The sequence below is a fragment of the Clostridium sp. MT-14 genome, assembly GCF_042436595.1.
Classification (GTDB): domain Bacteria; phylum Bacillota; class Clostridia; order Clostridiales; family Clostridiaceae; genus Clostridium_B; species Clostridium_B aromativorans.
On the sequence record NZ_JBHMIY010000011.1, the window covers coordinates 37,222 to 56,417 of the forward strand.

Consider the following 19,196-nt stretch of genomic DNA (forward strand, 5'->3'; position numbering starts at 1 on the left):
GAGATAAAATGTGTTCAGAGGATATTACGGTTAGCGTTGCGATGATTACATATAATCATGAAAAGTATTTGAGAAAAGCATTGGATAGTATATTAATGCAAAAAGTTGATTTTAAATATGAAGTGATTGTGGGAGAAGATTGTTCTCCAGACAACAGTAGAGAAATATTAAAAGAATATAAAAGAAAATATCCAGATATTTTTAGAATGATTTATAGAGACAAAAATATTGGCGCAACTAAAAATAGTTATGATGTTTTTACTAAATGTAAAGGTAAATACATTGCGATTTTAGAAGGTGATGATTTTTGGACAGATGAATTTAAGTTAAAAACTCAGGTGAAATTTTTAAAAAATAATGAAGAATATTCAGGTGTATATCATAAAGTAACTGTTTCAGATGAGTTTGGTACTATAATTAAGAATATGCCTAGTGATAAATTTATTATTCAAAATAATATTCATGAAATTGGATCACCAAAGCGATTTATAGAATTGTGTTATGAAACTATGGGACAGGTATTTCACGTTCAGTCATTGATCTTTAAAAATATATTTTTAAAGTATAATAATTATGGAAAAATTAAAAATTTACTTACTACAGCAGATTATATTTGTGATACTCAACTAAAACTTTTAGTTTTGGAAAGAGGAAAGATTAAATTAATTAATAAGGTTATGGGTAACTATAGATACATAAGAAAACGAAATGAAACTTCCTTTTCTTCACAAAATATTTTGGTACATTACAGCAATATAAAAAATGTTTGGAAGGCTGTAGATCAATATTTTGATTATAAATATGGATACTTAATAAAAAAATTGATAATTAAAGAAAAATATATGGTTATATTTGATAGATTTAAGAATAAGGATATGAAAAATGTATTTATATTATTTATTAATGAGTTGAATTTCAAGGGTAAAATTGGGTTTATAAATTATTTTAATAAAAGATTGATTACTAAAATAAAAAAATGCTAAATTGTACTTAAATTCAATGGTATATATGAGAACTAGATATAAATTGTAAAATGGGGAAAAAGGCATTATGATAATTGAAACTACAAAATCAAAAGTTATTTCCTCTCTGTTTTGGAAACTCATGGAGAGAGGCGGAACACAGGGAATACAATTCATAGTTCAAATAGTATTGGCTAGATTACTTGTACCAAATGATTATGGTATAGTTGCACTTATATCAATATTTATTATCATAGCTAATGTATTTGTACAAAGTGGATTTAACACTGCACTTATTCAAAAAAAAGATGCTGATGAAGTTGACTTTTCATCAATATTCTATTTGAGTTTATTAGTAGCTAGCTTGTTATATATAGTTCTTTTTTTCACAGCACCGCTTGTAGCTGATTTTTATAATATTTATCAAATTACATTAGTGCTTAGAGTATTGTCTATTACACTATTTGGAGGGGCAGTTAATTCTATCCAAAATGCTGTAGTATCTAGAAGTATGCAATTTAAAATGCTTTTTTATAGTAGTTTGGGAGCAATACTAATGTCGGGAATAGTTGGAATAGCTTTGGCATATTTGGGACTGGGGGTATGGGCATTAGTAACACAGCAGTTAACCAATCAATTTATGATTACTGTAATTATGTGGTTTACGGTAAAATGGAGGCCTAAGTTGATATTTTCTTTTGAAAGAATAAAGGGGTTATTTTCATATGGCTGGAAACTATTGGTTTCTTCATTAATTGATAATCTATATATGAATTTACAAAGTTTGATTATAGGTAAAATATATAATCCGGCTATGCTTGGATTTTATAATAGGGGAGATCAGTTTCCTAAGGTTATTGTTTCAAACATTAATGGCTCAATACAATCAGTTATGCTGCCTGCTTTGGCCTCAGAACAGGATAATAGAAAAAAAGTTAAAAATATGGTTAGACGTTCAATTGTCACGAGTTCTTTTGTATTATTTCCTATGATGTGCGGACTAGCTATTATCGCAGAACCTTTAGTGAAAATCTTACTAACAGATAAATGGCTATCTTGTGTACCATTTTTGCAAATTTTTTGTGCTTCATATGCTTTGTGGCCTATACATACCGCAAATTTGCAGGCAATTAATGCTTTAGGCCACAGTGATATTTTTTTAAAATTAGAGATTATAAAAAAGATTATAGGGCTTATAATATTGGTAATATCTATTCATTTTGGTATTTATGCGATTGCTGTAGGAACATTAATTAGTGGAATAATTTCTACATTTATAAATGCCTATCCAAATTTGAAATTACTTAACTATAGTTATAAGGAACAAATTAAAGATATAATGCCTTCGTTGTTATTGTCTTTAATAATGGGCGCTGTTGTTTATAATTTTAAATGGCTTCATATGGTGTCATGGTTAACTTTGATAATTCAAATATGCTTGGGAATTATTATATACATAATTATGGCTAAGGTATTTAAACTTGAATGTTATGAATATCTACTTGGAACATTTAAGGATATTTATAGAAGAAGAAAAGGGATAGTGTGATTAAAATAGAACAGTTTAATTATATTTATATTTTAGTTTTATAAAGTGATAGATGATTTATTAAAAAACAGGAGGTATTAAAGTGAATAGTTTTTATACATTTGATGAATTAGATAAATTGGGTTTGGCTAGTATTGGAAGTAATGTCTTAATCAGTCGTAAAATAAGCATTTATGGTGCAGAAAAAATAAATATTGGAAGTAATGTTAGAATAGATGATTTTTGCATTCTTAGTGGAAAGATTACTATTGGCAATTATGTACATATAGCAGCTTATACTGCTTTGTATGGTGGTGATAAGGGAATTGTAATTCATGATTTTGCAGGGATATCATCTAAGACAACTGTTTATTCTGTAACTGATGACTATTCAGGAGAGGTCATGACAAATCCAATGATACCTGATAAATATAAAAAGGTAATAAGTAAGAAAGTAATCATTGAACGGCATGTCATAATTGGATCTGGATGTGTTGTTTTGCCTGGTGTTGTATTAGAAGAAGGTGCTGCATTTGGATCCATGAGTCTTATTAATAGAAGCTCAGAATCTTGGAGTATAAATGTTGGAATCCCATTTAAAAAAATAAGAGATAGAAGTAAAGGACTTTTGGAATTAGAAAAAGAATTTAGAAAGGAGGACTTAAAACAAAATGAGTAATACAATTCAAGTAACACGTTCCTCAATGCCGGATTTTGAGGAGTATGTTGAGGAAATTAAAGATTTGTGGAAAAGCCACTGGCTGACTAACATGGGTGTAAAACACAAGCAGTTGGAAAAAGGATTGCTGAAGTATTTAGATGTTCCTAATATTGCTCTTTTTGTGAATGGACATCTTGCATTGGAAAACATAATTGCAGCATTTAACCTTACAGGGGAAGTCATAACTACACCTTTTACTTTTGCTTCTACCACTCATGCAATTGTAAGGAATGGATTAAAACCGATATTCTGTGATATTAATCCTGAAGATTATACTATAGATGTGGACAAGCTAGAAAGTTTAATAAATGAAAAAACATCTGCTATTCTTCCAGTACATGTTTATGGAAATGTTTGTGATGTAAAGAAAGTTGAGGAGTTGGCTAAGAAACATAATTTAAAAGTTATATATGATGCTGCTCATGCTTTTGGTGTAACAGTTAATGGTGTAAGTATTGCTGATTTTGGCGATGCTTCCATGTTTAGTTTTCATGCTACAAAAGTTTTTAATACTATTGAAGGTGGGGCTGTAATTTTTCATGATGAAAAATTATATAAGAAATTGAATGAACTGAAAAATTTTGGGATTACCGGTCGTGAATCTGTTGAGTATATAGGTGGCAATGCAAAAATGAATGAATTTCAGGCAGCTATGGGGATTTGCAATCTCCGTCATGTTGATGATGAAATTGAAAAGAGAAAATCTGTAGTAGAAAGATATACTGAAGGGTTAAGTGATGTTAAGGGAATTAAACTGTGTAAACCTCAAAAGGGAGTAAAGAGCAATTATGCATATTTTCCTGTAATATTTGATGGATATAAATTAAATCGTAATGAAATATTCGAGAAGTTAAAAGCGCAGGAAATATTTGCACGTAAATATTTTTATCCACTTACCAACAGCTTTGAATGCTATAGAGATAGATTTGATATTGGGGAAACGCCCGTAGCAAAATATATATCAGATAGAGTACTTGCACTGCCTCTTTATGCTGATCTTAGTTTAGAGGATGTTGATAGAATCTGTGATATTATTTTGGATAAATAATTTATTTTAAAGATTGTTAATAGTTTTATTGTAGATTGGAGGATATGAAAATGAAGGGGATAATTTTGGCAGGGGGGAAGGGGACACGTTTATATCCAATGACACATGCTGTTTCAAAACAACTTCTACCAATATATGATAAGCCGCTTATTTATTATCCGTTATCTGTTCTTATGCTGGCAAGTATCAGAGATATACTTATTATATCAACTCCACAGGATATGCCTATTTACAAAAAACTTCTTGGTGACGGTTCTGCACTTGGAATTAAACTTGCGTATGAAGTACAGGAAGAGCCGCGGGGACTTGCTGATGCGTTTATTATAGGGGAGAAATTTATTGACCATGATAATGTATGTTTGATACTTGGTGATAATATATTTTATGGGCAGGATTTAACAAGGATACTTAATCGTGCTAAGAAATTGGACATTGGAGCAGAGATATTTGGATATCCGGTTAAGGATCCACGTTCTTTTGGAGTGGTCGAATTTGACAAAAATAATAAAGTGATTTCCATTGAAGAAAAACCTAATAGACCAAAGTCAAATTATGCAGTTCCAGGACTTTATTTTTATGATAATCAGGTTGTAGAAATAGCTAAAAATATTAAACCTTCTGCCCGCGGAGAAATAGAAATCACTGATATTAATAATGTATATTTAAAAAAAGGTGAACTCAGTGTAATATTACTGGGTCGTGGTATGGCATGGCTGGATACCGGTACACCGGAGGGAATGCTAAAGGCTGCAGAATATGTTGAGGCAGTTCAATCAAGGCAAGGATTTTATATAGCATGTTTGGAGGAGATTGCATGGCGTAGGGGATTTATTAATAGAGAACAGTTAAAATTCATTGGAGAAAGTTTAAAAATGACTGACTATGGACAATATATTTTATCTTTGCTAGATGAATAGATATTTATTAGTGGAGGAAAGGAATATAAAGATGAAAACTATTTTAGTTACAGGTGGAGCTGGTTTTATAGGAAGTAATTTTATAAGGTTTATGCTTGATAAGTATCCAGATTATAAAATTATAAATGTAGATGCGTTGACTTATGCAGGTAATTTAGAAAATTTAAGGGAGATTTCAGATAATCCAAATTATATATTTATAAAGAGTGATATAAGGGATAGGGTAAAAATTGATGAAGTGTTTTCATCCTATGATATAGATGGTGTTGTAAATTTTGCAGCGGAATCTCATGTAGATAGAAGCATTGTTGAACCTGAAATATTTTTGACAACCAATGTGCTTGGAACCCAAGTTATGCTTGATGCGGCTAGAAAGCACTGGAGCATTGATCCTTATGATAAATACAGTAGAGAGTATAAAAAAGGAGTTAAATTTTTGCAAGTATCCACGGATGAAGTGTATGGTGCATTGGGATCAAAGGGAATATTTGTGGAAACAACTCCCCTTATGCCAAACAGCCCTTATTCCGCATCAAAAGCAAGCGCAGATATGATGGTAAGAGCCTATTATAAAACTTTCGGCATGCCCATAAATATTACCCGCTGCAGTAATAATTATGGACCATATCAATTTCCTGAAAAATTAATACCGCTTATGATAAACAACTGTTTAAAAAATGAGGACTTACCCGTGTATGGAAATGGTATGCAGATAAGGGATTGGCTGTATGTATATGATCATTGTTCTGCTATCGATACTGTTTTACATAAAGGCTTAATTGGAGAAGTTTATAATATCGGAGGAAACAATGAAAAAGCAAATATTGATATAGTTAAACTTATTGTAAAAACAGTTGGTAAGTCACAATCTTTAATTAAACATATAAAGGATAGACCTGGACATGATAGAAGATATGCCATTGACAGCACCAAGATAAAAACTCAGCTGGGCTGGAAACCAAAATACACTTTTGAACAGGGAATGGAAGAAACAATTAGTTGGTATTTAAAGAATACTAAATGGGTTGAAAATATAGTGTCTGGAAATTATAAGAAGTATTATAAAAAGATGTATTCAAACTTTGATAGTAATGCAGAAGACATTAAAGAAGTTAAAGAAAAGTAAAATTTGAATAGGGGGAAGATGTATGGAACATATTTTGATAACTTATAGCATAGAATGTGCGGAGAAAGGGCATGTGGATCCTGATTTTACTCAGCTTGTGTATGGTAATAGCGGGAAAAATGGAGATATAATAAAAAGGCATATTGTTCCGGGATCTTATATATTCTTTAATGCTAATATTGAGCAAAAAAGATTTATTACGGCTTATTTTGAAATAGAAAAAGTACTTGTTAAAGGGCAGCAGGATAGTGAAATTAATGCTCTTAAGTGTGATGCAAGGTCAGATGAAGTTGTGGTAATTGGCGATAGAAATCGTTCAAAGGTATTAACAGCACCGTTATTATTCGATAGGAAATTAATTGGAAAATTAACAACATATAAGGCGGATGACACTTACTTTGATGGAAAACTTGCATCAGGATGCTCTGAGTTGGAGGCAATCAAGGATAAGACTTTAAATCCAAAGGTAATTAGTGAACAAGAAAAGGAACTGCTAATCAGTCTGTGCAGGAACAGAGGTTAAACAGGTGCAGCAATAAAAAAAGGAGGTATGAAGATGTTGGATAAGGGCAGTACGTATTCTTTTGATGGAGATGAGGGTTTTATAGAATACCTAAGATCACTGGGTACTCTAAGTGAAAAGTCCATAAAAGATGACATGTCCAGAATTAATTCCATGAAATCCCGGGGAATAGACTATACTAGCGGAGAAAAATATGCTAGAGATTATCTGGAAGAAAGTGATTTGTCGGATTCAACGGTGAAAAGTTGTCTGAGATTTTGTAGAAGGTATGAAGAGTATATAAAATCGTGGGGACTGACCCCATAACATTTTTTGGAAATAAACTATAATAAGTATTGTTTTAATGTAAGGATAAATTATGGTTTAGGTCTGAATATTTCAAGGTGGCGGGCCGCATGTTTCTTTTCAGAGAGCCACCTATTCTTTATGGAGAGCCAGTAAGTGATATTATGGTGCAATGAAACCGTATGACCGGACAAAGAGGAAACATATATTATTTGTTATTCACTTATCGATTTATCCAAGCCATATACTTTCCGTATAGATAAATCCTTTGATGAATCTACCGGTTCGATATTGATTTTATATAATTATGGGTAAAAATAATAGAGGTGTGTTTTTATGTATATATCGCATATACAAATTAGTAATTTTAGATCATTTGGTGAAAATGTAAATATTGACTTTAATGAAGGAATAAATGTTATTATTGGACATAATAATGCAGGTAAATCAAATCTTTTAAAAGCACTAGGATTAGTATTCGATTGTAATAGTCATAAGAAGTTGGGAATTAATGATTTTAATAAGTATATAGAAATTCAGAAATTAAAAGAAAAACCTCCTAAGATAGAAATATCTATAACTATTAAAGAGTCAGAGGATGAAGATAAATATTCTGATGATCTTGCAACAATAGGAGAATGTCTTACTAAAATAGACAGCCCATATGAAGCAAGGCTTACATACGAATTTTTTTTGCCTGAAAAGGAAATAGAAAATTATAAGAGAATTATGTTAATGTTATCTGGTAAAGATGCTAATTTTTATTGGAAAGCTATAGAAAACAATTTTATAAGAAAATATATTTATAAAATTTACTGCGGTGATCCAGAATATAAAACTGAAGTTGACAGTGAAGTACTTAGAAAATTTGATTTTCAGTTTCTTGATGCAATAAGAGATGTAGAAAGAGATTTATGTACAGGCAGAAATGCACTCCTAAAAGAAATATTGGATTTTTTTATGGATTACGATATAAAAAATGACTCTGAGAAGGATAAAGATGAAAAAATTAATGAAATAAATTCTAAAAAGAAACAATTCTCTAGTAATGCAGGTGGTTTAATAAAACAACTTCAGGGCAGAATGAAATCCGGAAAAGATGAAATGTTGAAATATGCTAATAAAACGGGTGCCAGTTTTGATAAATCAATTCTGGATTTTGATGGGAATGTTTTAGACACTCAATTGTATTCAGCACTACAATTAATAGTTAAATATGAGTCAGATATAAAAATTCCTGTTTGTAACAATGGATTAGGATATAATAATTTGATTTTTATATCACTTCTATTGGCAAAAATGCAAAAAGATGCATCAGGTGAGTATTTGGGCAGTAATTCAAAGGTATTTCCTATTTTAGCTATAGAAGAGCCGGAAGCTCATTTGCATCCAGCTATGCAGTATAAGTTTTTAAAGTTCTTAAGAGAAAATAATCATGAGAATGCAAGACAAATATTTATAACCACACATTCACCTAATATTACAGCAGCAGTTGAGTTAGATGAGATTATAGTATTGAATTCAAATAATCATAAATTAGATGTAGGATATCCTGGTAAAGTTTTTAATATTTCAAATCAAGATGATAGAAAGGCTAAGTCATATATAAGAAGATTCTTGGATGTTACAAAATCAGATATGCTTTTTGCTAAGGGAATTATTCTTGTAGAAGGAATTGCAGAACAGCTTCTTATACCTGTATTCGCAAAATGTCTTAAGATAAATCTAGAAGATTATCATATATCTGTTATTAATGTTGGAGGAAGGTATTTTCAACATTATTTAAAGTTATTTAATACTAAACGTGAAGGGGCAATTGACAAAAAGGTTGTCTGTATAACTGATTTAGATCCTGAGCGTAAATGTAAAACTGAAAAGAATGCTAAGTTTAAAAAATGCTATCCTTTTGAACTTAATGTAGATACCGATAAATATGATTACAAACCATGTTCTAATAATTTTATAACAGAATTTGAAGATAAAATAAAAAATGGTGATATTTCTGATAATATAAAATATTTCACACAAAATATAGGAGGAGGAAAGACTCTTGAATATGAGATAGTATTGTCTAATCCTAATTGTAAAGATTTAATTACTAATAGTATAGGTAATGCAGAAAAATTAGAAAAATTGTCTGAATATTTTAATGAAGATAAAGATCTATCTTGTATGTTGGACGAGCTTAGTAATAGCGGTGAAGATAGAAGAATAAAAGACAGTATAATTAATTCATCATGGGATGATGATAAAAAAAAGAGAAAACATTTAATAGCGGCTAAATATTTAAATTCAGTAGGGAAAGGTGAAAATGCTATGGAGTTATCTGATATATTAGAGAATAATTTAAAAAATAAAAAATTTGACTTTAAACCTCCTGAATATATAAAGAAGGCTATAGAATGGATAATAAAGTAAATCAAAAATTTGAATATATAAGTTCGGATTCTCTTATAGATATAGAGTCAGATTTTAAGGTAGAGGCAGGGCCTGGTGCCGGTAAAACAACGTGGCTTGTTAATCATATAAAAAATGTATTAAATAAATCTGCTAGATTGAAAAAATCCAGGAAAATTGCATGTATTACATATACTAAGGTAGGAGTTAAATCCATAATTAATAAACTTAAGGATACAGGAGATCAAGTTGAAGTAGGCACTATACATAGTTTCCTTTATAGACATATAGTTAAACCTTATATACATTTAATAAAAGATGATTATGATCTAAACATAGAAGAATTGAGTGTAAATGATGAAAATGTTTTTAGTTATAGAAAGATGATTGCGTGGATAAAAGACGGTGGGCATAAACTACACTATCTTTTGGCCGATTGTAAATTAACTCAGCAAAATTTGGTTAATTTATATTGGAAATTGGAAGGTGATAAATGTGTTTTGAAAGTTAGAAAGCATGCAAATTATAATAAAAAATATTATATTAAAGAGAAAGAAATGTATTTTATTCGCGATTATTCAAGACATCAAAAAGATTATTTGAAATATAAAAAACAGTACTGGAAAGATGGAATGCTCACTTATGATGACGTTTTATTTTTTAGCTATGAATTAATAAAAAAACATCCCGAAATATTGAGAATTTTAAGATCAAAATTTCCATATTTTTTTATTGATGAATTTCAAGATACAAATCCTATACAAACTGAAATTATAAAATTATTAGGTGAAGAGGAGACAATAGTTGGAATAATAGGAGATTGGGCTCAGTCAATATATGGATTTCAAGGTGCAGATGTAACTCAATTCCAAAAATTTTCATTAGGAGATATGAAATACTATGAAATTAAAGATAATAGAAGAAGTACACGGCAAATCATAAATATTTTAAATATTATAAGAGGTGATTTGAATCAAAAAAGTCCTGAAAATAAAATAGGAGACGAACCTTATATAATAATAGGAAATCAGTTAAACTCTTATAAGAAAACCAAGAAGATATTAAATGATAAAAGTAAAAATTTATATTCTCTAAGTTATGCTGATATTACTTCAAATGAAATGAAGCTAAATAGTAAAGAAATCAAAGTAGATGAGAGTGTTTTAAGGAATGATATTGTAAATGAAATTATTAATGAAGAATCAGGGAATAGACCTAAACAAATTGTAAGAGTTATAAAAGCTATTGAATATGCAAGACAGAATAATTTTAATGAAGCTGTAAAAAATATGACTAGAGTTTATGGGGCGGAGAAAGATAAAGAAAACATAAAAAAAGCTTTGATTGCATTAAATAATTTATTGAGTACTTATGATAAATTTAAAAATAGCAGTATAACAGAATTTCATAATAAGTTAAAAAATAATATCAAACTCGATATAAAAAAGATCTCAAAGGGGAAAATAAAGACATTTTATGACTCTATTAAATATACAGATGTTGTATTATGGATAAAAATAAATGAAGATAACAGCCTTCATAGAACAATTCATAAATCTAAGGGTGATGAATTTGATAATGTTATGGTAATTGTTAAAAGCAAAATTGATAAAGAATTTAATGAAGATGAGGATTTAGCATTTTTATTGAATCCTGACTTAAGTCAAGAAAATCAGAGAGTGTACTATGTAGCTGTAAGTAGAGCAAAGAAAAATTTATTTATTAATGTCCCTGAACTTTCTAGTGAGAATGCAAAGAAATTAAAAAACTGTGGATTTAATGTTGTACATGCATAAAAGTAAAAGGGCGTCCATAGATTTGTGTAAAACTGAGTATTTCGCTTCAATAGGTTCATCCGTAAATTTCCGTTTTTCTGTATTTCTTCATAAAATAAAATGATATAATAGACATATCAAATTTGAAAGTGGTGTATGTTAATGCTTGCCATAAATGCTCTTGAAATAAGCTCATTTTTCCCTAAAGATTCATTTATCGTAACTGATATAGAAAACAATGATAATGAAATTCTCATCAAGTTGAAATCCAAAGCCAGCAGCTGTGAATGTCCTAAATGTCACACAATATCAAATCATTATCATGGAACGTATATAAGGAAAACCCAGGATCTTCCTATACTTGGGAAGAGTGCTTTATTGGAGATTACATCTCGTGATTATTGCTGTGATAATGAAGACTGTGATGTGGTCACTATTGCTGAAACGTATCATGGATTTCTTAATCCATACAGACAGAAAACAGAGCGACTGGAAGATTTTATTTGCACATTAGCACTGGAGACAAGTTGTGAAGGGGCTTCCCGCATTTGTAAGTTAATAGGTATTGATATCAGTGGAGATACCATTATTCGCCTTTTAATAAATCGTTATGAACAGCAGCCTGAATTTGAATATGGATCTGTAATTGGTATAGATGATTTTGCATTCAAGAAGAGACATACATATGGGACAATTATAGTTGACGAAAAAAGTCATCGCCCCGTTGCCATACTGGATGGCAGGGATGGAGAAAGCTTATGGCAATGGCTGAAAAACAATAAAAAAATTAGGACGATTACAAGGGACAGGGCCAGTGCTTATGCAAAGGTCATCGCCGAAGAACTTCCGGATATAATGCAGGTCGCAGATAGATTTCATTTACATCAAAATCTTCTGGAAGCAATCAAAAAAATCCTTAATCGAGAAGTGTCTGCCACCATTGCCATTCCGCATGAAAATGAAACTGTATCCACAGGTTTACGGGAAGAAATTGCGGATGACAGTAAAAAAAATGATATCTGATGTGGATAATTTTCACTCTTTTAATAACAAATGTTATCAACTTATTCTTCAGATACAAAAATTCAGTCAAAAAGGTTGTAGTGGCCGTGAAATAGCACGGCGATTAGGTATTGGCAGAAGCACAGTAAGTAAATATAGAACTGGAGATCCTAAACTGCTTTATCAATATGGAATCCGCCAAAGCAAGTTAGACGTTTATCGTGACTATATTGTACAATGTCTTAACAATGGTTATAGCAAGAGCAAAACTATAAAATCAATATATGAACAGGGTTATGATGGTGGTATGACAAATGCATTTGATTATCTTAAAAAGATGGAACAGGAATCCGGTAAAAACTTTGAGCCACAACCATATGTGAGAACAAATACGGAAGCTCTGGAATATAAAACAGGTTCTAAAGGAAGAGATTGTGATTATATTACAAGGAATGGTGTATTCAACCATCTTTGGATGAACAATAAATTGGCTGACAGCCACTACAAGTATATATTTGACAAATATCCAATACTGCACCATATACATAAGTGTATCAGAGAATTCCGTAAAATCTTTGAACTTAAGAGTATTCCGTTACTACATTTATTCATTGAAAAATACAAGGACAGTGAAATGAGCGAAATTAAGTCTTTTGCTAAAGGTTTAAATAGGGATTGTGATGCAGTTGAAAATGCAGCAGCGTATGATTTTAGCAATGGTTTTGTTGAAGGAACTAATAGTAAACTTAAGATGATAAAACGTACGATGTATGGACGCTGCAGCATCTCGTTACTCAAGGCAAAGATGATGTTGGCAAAATCCGATATAACGGATAATTGCGGATGAACCTATTTATTCGAAATATACAACTAGAAGAACTTTTTTAAAAAATAATCCTACAAAAAATGTGTTCATGATGAACACATTTTTTGTATTTTGCTATATGAATAATTTTTATAATTTAAATCCTAAAAAATATTATTTTTCATAGTGTGTCTTACATTGAGCTATTTCAATTTGATCATTTTCAATACGATATACTAAACGGTTAACTCCATCAATTCTTCTGCTCCAGAATCCCTGTAGTTCATATTTTAAAGGCTCTGGTTCTCCAATACCATCATACCCATTTCGATCAATATCTTTAATAAGTTTATTTATTCTTTTTAACGTTTTTTTATCCTGCGATTGCCAATAAATATAATCTTCCCAAGCTTCATCAGACCATAGTTTCTTCATTCTCAACCTCAACAATATCGTGTATTTTACCTTTACCCTCATTAAGCTGATCTATAGATTTTTTCAAATGTTTCATATTAGATTCACTGTAAAATGGTTCACTGGCAGCAATATCAAAAGGTATCTTTCTTTCTCTCACAACTGCCTTTAAAAAAACATTAATTGCAGTAGTTGTATTCATACCAAAATCTTCAAATAGACTTTCTGCTTTTTCTTTTAATTTTTCATCAACACGGATATTAATTGTCCTAAGAGCCATATAATATCACCTCTTTTTTATTATATTATATAACAAAAAACTAATTTTGTAAATACATTATGTATACATTATGTGCATATCGTATTGCTTTTATACACATAAATAGATAAAAGTCCCTTGGAATCTTTGGTTTGAATATTCCGATAATTTTGAGCCAGTAAATCCGATGCACAAAGCCATGCAATCCGGTGCCAGGGGTATTAAAAAGAGATTCCGCTATGGAGAGCCACAGAACAGAAGTAAGTATTACAATAAAATTACGGTAATGCCGTAATACTTACGAAAGGGGGACATATTTATATGTCCAAAGAAAAACAAATTTTACAGCTTCGCGGTAAGGGTTATAGCAAGCGAAGAATTGCAGATACCCTAAAAGTATTCAGAAACACGGTGGTTAAGATTTTCAAGGCACTTCAGGATCATCCGGTCTCCTGAGATTCTCTGAATTCTTTGAATGATCAAGAATTACACCAACTATTATTCCCTGAGGAATCATAGGTACCTGCTCTTGTCACACCTGATTACGAGTACGTCCACAAAGAACTTTTGAAAAGCGGTGTGACACTGAAGCTCTTATGGGAAGAAGAATATGTTGATACCTGCTGCCGTTTGGAAAAGCCTCCATACATGTACTCTCAATTCTGTAAATTATATCATGACTATGTGAACCAACACCATCTTACAATGTATATCCGATACAAACCGGGAGACAAGCTGATGGTGGATTGGACAGGTACTCCCCTGCCTCTTTTCAATAAGTTAACCGGGAAAAGTTGCAAGGTTTATCTATTTGTAGCTACACTGCCATTCAGCATGTACTGTTTTGCGAAGGCCTGCTTGACAATGAAAGAGGAAGACTGGATTAACGTGCATATCAGCATGTATGATTATTTCGGGGTTTCCACCAGGCTGCTTATCTCGGACAATCTTAAAACAAGGATTCTCAGCAATAAGAAATATGAAGATCCTATTGTTAATCGTGCCTATCAGGAATTGGCGGATTATTATCAGACGGCCGTCCTTCCCGCCAGAGTATTGGCACCAGAAGATAAAGCTGCGGTAGAAGGGACAGTGGGTCAGGTAACATCATATTATTGCTAAACTGCGCAACCGACAATTCCTTGATATTAATGAGATGAATGCAGCCATCATGAAGGAACTGGATCGATTTAACCATAATAAATTCCAGAAGAGGGACAGGAGCCGTTATTCTGTATTTATATGAAGAAGAGTTCCCATTCATGCAGCCTTTACCCCAATATCCTTATGAATTTGTGCAATGGAAAACTGCTACCGTGCAGCTGAACTACCATATAGCAATAGATTATCAGAATTATTCCGTTCCCTATGAGTATGTCAAGAAAAAAGTGGATGTAAGATACACTAAAAACATGATTGAAGTCTTCTACAAGGGTTCTCGTATTTGCAGTCATAAACGCCTTTACGGGAGACGTGGACAAGTATTCTACGGTAATTGATCATATGTCGGCAAACCATCGGCTATACAGTGAGTGGGATTCTGTACGTTTTCTGAGATGGGCTGCGGGTATTGGAGATTCCACAAAAGAAGTTGTGCGAAAGCTGTTTGATTCGTACCGGGTAGAGGAACAGGCTTATAAGGGCTGCCTGTCCCTGTTGAAACTGGCAGATAAATACTTCCCTGAACGTCTGGAAAATGCATGCAGAATAGCACTTATCCGGATTACCAATCCCCGATATAAAAATATTAGACTAATACTTGAATCCAGTCAAGATAAAAAGAAGGATGAAACTCCCCAATCTCATTTCTCATCATCGACATCCAACAAGTATGCCTGTGTAAGAGGTGCATCTTATTATGGGGGTTACAATAAGGAAATTGAAAAATATGCGTCTTCTCGGACATGCATCTGAACCATGACCTCATGGAAAGCTTTGCCGCTAATGAATATATCCGTCAGAGCCTCAATGTCATCCTTATAGGTGCCACTGGATGTGGAAAAACATATATCCTCTAATGTACTTGGTGTTGCAGGTTATAAAACAAGATACATACGCCTTCCCGAATTGTTCAGCGAATTTGAAGCTGCACGAATTCAAGGAAAATATCAGCAACTCATGAGGCAGTATCGGAAATGTTCCTTAATGATTTTGGATGAATTTCTCTTGATTCCTGTATCTGATACAGAACAGAGAGACTTGCTCGAACTGATGGAATTCCGATGCGGGCAATCATCTACTGTCATCTGCTCACAGTTTATTCCAGAAGGATGGCATGAAAGACTGGGAGGTGGTGCCCTGGCCGACTCCATTTTGGATCGGATTATACCATCAGCATATACCACGATAATTAATGAAGAGGTTTCCATGCGTCAAAGGAAACGACAAATAGCCGAATAATATGGCCAATTAAGGAGCCATCCACATGGTGGTGGCTCCCATTATCAACTCTATGGCTCTATATTACGGATTATGTGGATCTATTTCAGGAGATTTGCTGGTTTTGTCACTGCATAATATTCATCATAATTTAATTACCCAGGGCTTATTGACTTACAGCTAAAGACAGAAAGCTGAAAAAAGAGCTGCTGGAAGATGATGAAGCTATAAATGAAATAATTCTACTCCATTTTATGCAATTATGGACTTCTGATTATATTCTTTAAGTTCCGTATTCAACGATAAAAACAATGAATGTCTTGGCCTGCTGGTTTTGGTGATTTCAAAACAGTACAATTTATAGTCTTTTAAAAGAGATAAAACATCAAAGTCTCTATTACAGAAGTTCCTATCATTTCCCATTCTGCAGTAATGTACAAAAATTCTGTATAAATCTACAAGAAAATATTTGTAAACGGAATAATGTACTTAGATTATAATATTTTTAAATACAGGAAAAAACTTCAAAAAATGTAACAGTAAAGACATTTTTTACAATAAGGATGTTTTATATAAAGTTAAATAATTAACTGAATGGAGGACGGTCATGTCAGATGAAATTGATATGAGTTTAATAGGTGAAGAATTTATTGGCAGTTTAGAGTATTTACTGGATTATGTTTTTATGTCAAGTTTTCAAGGAGAGAGAACTTTGGCACCTTTCTTTTTCTGGTATATAGATGAAATATTGAATTGTTATTTCAATGAAGACACTGAATGGACCTGATGCAGTTATTAGATTTTCTGAATTACCGAAAAATATATCCGGATCAGGCAGTCTCATGTGGAAATATTATATAAAGCCTATGTTGAATTATATATGCAGAAGATTTGATAATAGATACATACCTATTGATCAGCAGATGAATACAATAGATACTGTGCAAAATATAGATGACAAATTGAAATCCATATATAAAAGAATATATGATAATCATAAAAATGATCTTTTTAAGCCTGCTAATGTATATGTTTCTAAAAAAAGTAGGGTCTGACCCCATAACAAAAAATGGAAATTGTACAGACATGGTAATGCGGATTCAGGGGCGAAAACTTGAAAGAGTTTCAAAAGTCCCTGTTGTAAATTACCTTCTGGCAATCATAAAAATATTTTTATCCACAGTGTGGATTATTTTAATATGTTTTGATAAAATGAAGGTAATGAATGAGTGTTTCAATGTATAAGAACTTATGTTCTGGTAAATATTTATAATATAGTAATATATTATTAGGAGAAAAATGATATGCCGGAGGATAGGGTTCACCATGAACACGATGTAGGCTACAAGTATATATTTTCCCACAAGGAAACATTTCTGGAGCTGTTGAGGAGCTTTGTCAAAAAGGATTGGGTTGATCTTATAAAAATTGAAGATCTAATGCTTATAAATAAATCTTATATACTTGAAGATTTCAGTGAAGAGGAATCGGATATTGTATACAAGGTAAATATAAGAGGGCAGGAAGTGATATTTTATATACTTCTTGAGTTCCAGTCCACTGTAGATTACAGGATGCCCACGAGACTGCTGTTTTATATAGTTGAGATATGGAGAGAGATACTGAAGAATACCTCAAAGGATGACAGGCTCAGAAAGGATTTTAAACTTCCTGCAGTTGTTCCCATGGTGCTTTACAACGGTAAAAATAGATGGACTGCTTACAGAAATTTTAAAGATGTATTGAGTGGCGGTGAGTTGTTTGGTGAAAATATAATAGATTTCAGGTATATATTGTTTGATATTTACAGATATGATGAAAGCCAGCTCGAGAGTATGGCTAATATGGTATCTACTATATTTCTGCTGGACAAAGAAATAAGTAAAGAGGATTTGATGAAGAGGCTCAGACTTACAGCATATGTTCTTAAGAAGATAACTCCTGAGCAATTTGACATACTTAAAATCTGGCTCAAGGGTATAATGGAACCCAGGTTGGACAGGGAATCTAAAATAAAGGTAGAACAAATATTGGAAAAATCCAGTCAAGGGGAGGTGGATTCTATGGTATCTAATTTAGGCAAAACTATAGACAATATTATAAGAGAAGGTAGGGAAACAGGGTTGGAAGAAGGCAGAAAAGAAGGCAGAAAAGATGGATTACTCCAGGGATTGAAAAAATTATTAGGTATTAAGTTTTCTGATATTTCCTATATGAGCAGAATAGAAAGGATAGAGGATGAAAATACCTTGAATTCTGTATTCGAGGATGCAGTTAAGAGTAATTCTATTGAAGAATTTAAAGAGAAATTGAGACAAAGAAAATTAAATTGATGTATGGGGGTCTGACCCCCATACAAAAAATGGAAAATAAATTATTTGTGTAATCCCTTAAATAGATCTTATTATTCGATATTCCGTGTGGTAAAATAAATACGTACAAACAATAAAATTTGGAAGTTTTTGGAGCTGAAGGTTTTGAATTTACATGCATTATTTCAATGGCATAAGTTATTACATTTTATATTACCAATAATTATTATTCTTATATTGCAAAAGCGGTTTAAATTATTGAAGATCTGCTTAGTTATATTTATAATTGGTTTTCTTAAAGAGGTTTATGATGTTATAGTAAAGTTGGATCCTCTATGGATGTCGGCAATAGATTTAGTATCAGATATAGTAGGTATAACATCGGGAATTATTGTGAGTAAAATCAAGTTGGTTCACAAATAAAAATATTTATTGACTTATTTAAACGTTTACTATATAATAAAGTTAATAAGAAGTGTAAATCTTCTTATCATAATCCTGATTCAGAAGAGTGCTTGGAAAAGTGTTTTAAAAAAATAAAAAATTTGATAAAATACTATTTTAGTGAGGTTTTTTAAAGACTGAGCAATAAGAATCTATTTATGATAATGCTTTAAGAAAATAAATAACTTTTATAGGCGCTGCCAGATGTGCAGATATAGTTATTGGAATAAGTTATTTATTGAAAGATCAGTTGTTAATTAAGACTATCCATTAAATAAAGATCTCTTGAAAAGTTTTAT

General features: G+C 31.6%; 23 protein-coding genes. 20 read left to right on the forward strand and 3 right to left on the reverse strand.

All coding sequences use genetic code 11. The annotated features are described in order from the left end of the window. Positions 1-8 precede the first annotated feature (8 nt). The 12 genes from ACFHWD_RS09820 (at position 9) to ACFHWD_RS09875 (ending at position 13,131) form a co-directional block, all read left to right on the forward strand. Positions 9-983, forward strand: a complete 975-nt coding sequence (locus tag ACFHWD_RS09820) for a glycosyltransferase (protein WP_378061631.1) — start codon at positions 9-11, stop codon at positions 981-983. A 67-nt stretch (positions 984-1,050) separates the two neighbouring features. Next, positions 1,051-2,511: a lipopolysaccharide biosynthesis protein gene (locus ACFHWD_RS09825; protein ID WP_378061633.1), complete on the forward strand. Its 1,461-nt coding sequence runs from the start codon at positions 1,051-1,053 to the stop codon at positions 2,509-2,511. Between the two features lie 82 nt (positions 2,512-2,593). Next, positions 2,594-3,169, forward strand: a complete 576-nt coding sequence (locus tag ACFHWD_RS09830; RefSeq protein WP_378061635.1) for an acyltransferase — start codon at positions 2,594-2,596, stop codon at positions 3,167-3,169. Next, positions 3,162-4,259, forward strand: coding sequence for a DegT/DnrJ/EryC1/StrS family aminotransferase (locus ACFHWD_RS09835; protein WP_378061637.1), 1,098 nt, complete (start codon positions 3,162-3,164; stop codon positions 4,257-4,259). Before ACFHWD_RS09830 ends, ACFHWD_RS09835 begins: the two co-directional genes overlap by 8 nt. Positions 4,260-4,309: 50 nt before the next feature. After that, the gene (gene rfbA / locus ACFHWD_RS09840; RefSeq protein ID WP_378061639.1) at positions 4,310-5,176 is read left to right on the forward strand and encodes a glucose-1-phosphate thymidylyltransferase RfbA; all 867 of its coding nucleotides are present in this window, start codon (positions 4,310-4,312) and stop codon (positions 5,174-5,176) included. A 31-nt stretch (positions 5,177-5,207) separates the two neighbouring features. Next, positions 5,208-6,302, forward strand: coding sequence for a dTDP-glucose 4,6-dehydratase (gene rfbB / locus ACFHWD_RS09845; RefSeq protein WP_378061641.1), 1,095 nt, complete (start codon positions 5,208-5,210; stop codon positions 6,300-6,302). A gap of 22 nt (positions 6,303-6,324) precedes the next feature. Then, positions 6,325-6,825 carry a hypothetical protein gene (locus ACFHWD_RS09850; RefSeq protein WP_369869202.1) on the forward strand — a complete coding sequence of 167 codons (501 nt, stop codon included), beginning with the start codon at positions 6,325-6,327 and terminating at the stop codon, positions 6,823-6,825. A gap of 27 nt (positions 6,826-6,852) precedes the next feature. Next, positions 6,853-7,131, forward strand: coding sequence for a hypothetical protein (locus ACFHWD_RS09855; RefSeq protein ID WP_378061643.1), 279 nt, complete (start codon positions 6,853-6,855; stop codon positions 7,129-7,131). 315 nt (positions 7,132-7,446) lie between these two features. Beyond that, complete coding sequence (locus tag ACFHWD_RS09860) at positions 7,447-9,528, forward strand: ATP-dependent endonuclease (protein WP_378061645.1); 2,082 nt, start codon at positions 7,447-7,449, stop codon at positions 9,526-9,528. After that, positions 9,513-11,303, forward strand: a complete 1,791-nt coding sequence (locus ACFHWD_RS09865; protein ID WP_378061647.1) for a UvrD-helicase domain-containing protein — start codon at positions 9,513-9,515, stop codon at positions 11,301-11,303. The genes ACFHWD_RS09860 and ACFHWD_RS09865 overlap by 16 nt, the downstream gene beginning before the upstream one ends. Before the next feature lie 141 nt (positions 11,304-11,444). After that, positions 11,445-12,305, forward strand: coding sequence for a transposase (locus ACFHWD_RS09870; RefSeq protein WP_378061649.1), 861 nt, complete (start codon positions 11,445-11,447; stop codon positions 12,303-12,305). After that, a complete protein-coding gene (locus ACFHWD_RS09875; RefSeq protein WP_378061651.1) occupies positions 12,280-13,131 on the forward strand; it encodes a transposase in 852 nt (283 codons plus the stop codon). The genes ACFHWD_RS09870 and ACFHWD_RS09875 overlap by 26 nt, the downstream gene beginning before the upstream one ends. Positions 13,132-13,263: 132 nt before the next feature. Here the strand turns inward: ACFHWD_RS09875 and ACFHWD_RS09880 are convergent, their stop codons facing one another. Beyond that, positions 13,264-13,524 carry a Txe/YoeB family addiction module toxin gene (locus tag ACFHWD_RS09880; RefSeq protein WP_150356326.1) on the reverse strand — a complete coding sequence of 87 codons (261 nt, stop codon included), beginning with the start codon at positions 13,522-13,524 and terminating at the stop codon, positions 13,264-13,266. Continuing rightward, positions 13,505-13,783 carry a type II toxin-antitoxin system RelB/DinJ family antitoxin gene (locus ACFHWD_RS09885; protein ID WP_150356325.1) on the reverse strand — a complete coding sequence of 93 codons (279 nt, stop codon included), beginning with the start codon at positions 13,781-13,783 and terminating at the stop codon, positions 13,505-13,507. The genes ACFHWD_RS09880 and ACFHWD_RS09885 overlap by 20 nt, the downstream gene beginning before the upstream one ends. Positions 13,784-14,083: 300 nt before the next feature. On the opposite strand from ACFHWD_RS09885, the gene ACFHWD_RS09890 reads away from it, so the two are divergent. The 5 genes from ACFHWD_RS09890 (at position 14,084) to ACFHWD_RS09910 (ending at position 16,162) form a co-directional block, all read left to right on the forward strand. Then, positions 14,084-14,218, forward strand: a complete 135-nt coding sequence (locus ACFHWD_RS09890; RefSeq protein WP_268905667.1) for a hypothetical protein — start codon at positions 14,084-14,086, stop codon at positions 14,216-14,218. A 282-nt stretch (positions 14,219-14,500) separates the two neighbouring features. After that, on the forward strand, positions 14,501-14,884 hold the full coding sequence (locus ACFHWD_RS09895; RefSeq protein WP_207707999.1) for a DDE-type integrase/transposase/recombinase: 384 nt from the start codon (positions 14,501-14,503) through the stop codon (positions 14,882-14,884). 140 nt (positions 14,885-15,024) lie between these two features. Beyond that, positions 15,025-15,261, forward strand: coding sequence for a hypothetical protein (locus ACFHWD_RS09900; RefSeq protein WP_378061654.1), 237 nt, complete (start codon positions 15,025-15,027; stop codon positions 15,259-15,261). Then, positions 15,179-15,676, forward strand: a complete 498-nt coding sequence (locus tag ACFHWD_RS09905) for a hypothetical protein (protein ID WP_378061715.1) — start codon at positions 15,179-15,181, stop codon at positions 15,674-15,676. The genes ACFHWD_RS09900 and ACFHWD_RS09905 overlap by 83 nt, the downstream gene beginning before the upstream one ends. An 81-nt stretch (positions 15,677-15,757) precedes the next feature. Next, positions 15,758-16,162, forward strand: coding sequence for an ATP-binding protein (locus ACFHWD_RS09910; RefSeq protein ID WP_378061656.1), 405 nt, complete (start codon positions 15,758-15,760; stop codon positions 16,160-16,162). A 231-nt stretch (positions 16,163-16,393) separates the two neighbouring features. On the opposite strand, the gene ACFHWD_RS09915 is transcribed toward ACFHWD_RS09910, so the two are convergent. Beyond that, positions 16,394-16,564: a DUF1643 domain-containing protein gene (locus ACFHWD_RS09915; protein ID WP_150356324.1), complete on the reverse strand. Its 171-nt coding sequence runs from the start codon at positions 16,562-16,564 to the stop codon at positions 16,394-16,396. A gap of 184 nt (positions 16,565-16,748) precedes the next feature. On the opposite strand from ACFHWD_RS09915, the gene ACFHWD_RS09920 reads away from it, so the two are divergent. From ACFHWD_RS09920 to ACFHWD_RS09930, 3 genes are all read left to right on the forward strand, one after another. Continuing rightward, on the forward strand, positions 16,749-16,928 hold the full coding sequence (locus ACFHWD_RS09920) for a hypothetical protein (protein ID WP_150356323.1): 180 nt from the start codon (positions 16,749-16,751) through the stop codon (positions 16,926-16,928). Then, on the forward strand, positions 16,906-17,196 hold the full coding sequence (locus ACFHWD_RS09925) for a hypothetical protein (protein WP_378061659.1): 291 nt from the start codon (positions 16,906-16,908) through the stop codon (positions 17,194-17,196). The genes ACFHWD_RS09920 and ACFHWD_RS09925 overlap by 23 nt, the downstream gene beginning before the upstream one ends. 249 nt (positions 17,197-17,445) lie before the next feature. Next, positions 17,446-18,474 (forward strand): Rpn family recombination-promoting nuclease/putative transposase, encoded by a 1,029-nt coding sequence (locus tag ACFHWD_RS09930; RefSeq protein ID WP_229982166.1) that lies wholly within the window; start codon positions 17,446-17,448, stop codon positions 18,472-18,474. The last annotated feature ends 722 nt before the right edge of the window (positions 18,475-19,196 follow it).

Coding starts and splice junctions, on each gene's coding strand:
- ACFHWD_RS09820 (WP_378061631.1), top strand. CDS start 9: ATGTGTTCAGAGGATATTACGGTTAGCGTTGCGATGATTACATATAAT.
- ACFHWD_RS09825 (WP_378061633.1), top strand. CDS start 1,051: ATGATAATTGAAACTACAAAATCAAAAGTTATTTCCTCTCTGTTTTGG.
- ACFHWD_RS09835 (WP_378061637.1), top strand. CDS start 3,162: ATGAGTAATACAATTCAAGTAACACGTTCCTCAATGCCGGATTTTGAG.
- rfbA (WP_378061639.1), top strand. CDS start 4,310: ATGAAGGGGATAATTTTGGCAGGGGGGAAGGGGACACGTTTATATCCA.
- rfbB (WP_378061641.1), top strand. CDS start 5,208: ATGAAAACTATTTTAGTTACAGGTGGAGCTGGTTTTATAGGAAGTAAT.
- ACFHWD_RS09850 (WP_369869202.1), top strand. CDS start 6,325: ATGGAACATATTTTGATAACTTATAGCATAGAATGTGCGGAGAAAGGG.
- ACFHWD_RS09855 (WP_378061643.1), top strand. CDS start 6,853: ATGAAGATGTTGGATAAGGGCAGTACGTATTCTTTTGATGGAGATGAG.
- ACFHWD_RS09860 (WP_378061645.1), top strand. CDS start 7,447: ATGTATATATCGCATATACAAATTAGTAATTTTAGATCATTTGGTGAA.
- ACFHWD_RS09865 (WP_378061647.1), top strand. CDS start 9,513: ATGGATAATAAAGTAAATCAAAAATTTGAATATATAAGTTCGGATTCT.
- ACFHWD_RS09870 (WP_378061649.1), top strand. CDS start 11,445: ATGCTTGCCATAAATGCTCTTGAAATAAGCTCATTTTTCCCTAAAGAT.
- ACFHWD_RS09875 (WP_378061651.1), top strand. CDS start 12,280: ATGACAGTAAAAAAAATGATATCTGATGTGGATAATTTTCACTCTTTT.
- ACFHWD_RS09880 (WP_150356326.1), bottom strand. CDS start 13,524: ATGAAGAAACTATGGTCTGATGAAGCTTGGGAAGATTATATTTATTGG.
- ACFHWD_RS09885 (WP_150356325.1), bottom strand. CDS start 13,783: ATGGCTCTTAGGACAATTAATATCCGTGTTGATGAAAAATTAAAAGAA.
- ACFHWD_RS09890 (WP_268905667.1), top strand. CDS start 14,084: ATGTCCAAAGAAAAACAAATTTTACAGCTTCGCGGTAAGGGTTATAGC.
- ACFHWD_RS09895 (WP_207707999.1), top strand. CDS start 14,501: ATGGTGGATTGGACAGGTACTCCCCTGCCTCTTTTCAATAAGTTAACC.
- ACFHWD_RS09900 (WP_378061654.1), top strand. CDS start 15,025: ATGCAGCCTTTACCCCAATATCCTTATGAATTTGTGCAATGGAAAACT.
- ACFHWD_RS09915 (WP_150356324.1), bottom strand. CDS start 16,564: ATGGGAAATGATAGGAACTTCTGTAATAGAGACTTTGATGTTTTATCT.
- ACFHWD_RS09920 (WP_150356323.1), top strand. CDS start 16,749: ATGTCAGATGAAATTGATATGAGTTTAATAGGTGAAGAATTTATTGGC.
- ACFHWD_RS09925 (WP_378061659.1), top strand. CDS start 16,906: ATGAAGACACTGAATGGACCTGATGCAGTTATTAGATTTTCTGAATTA.
- ACFHWD_RS09930 (WP_229982166.1), top strand. CDS start 17,446: ATGCCGGAGGATAGGGTTCACCATGAACACGATGTAGGCTACAAGTAT.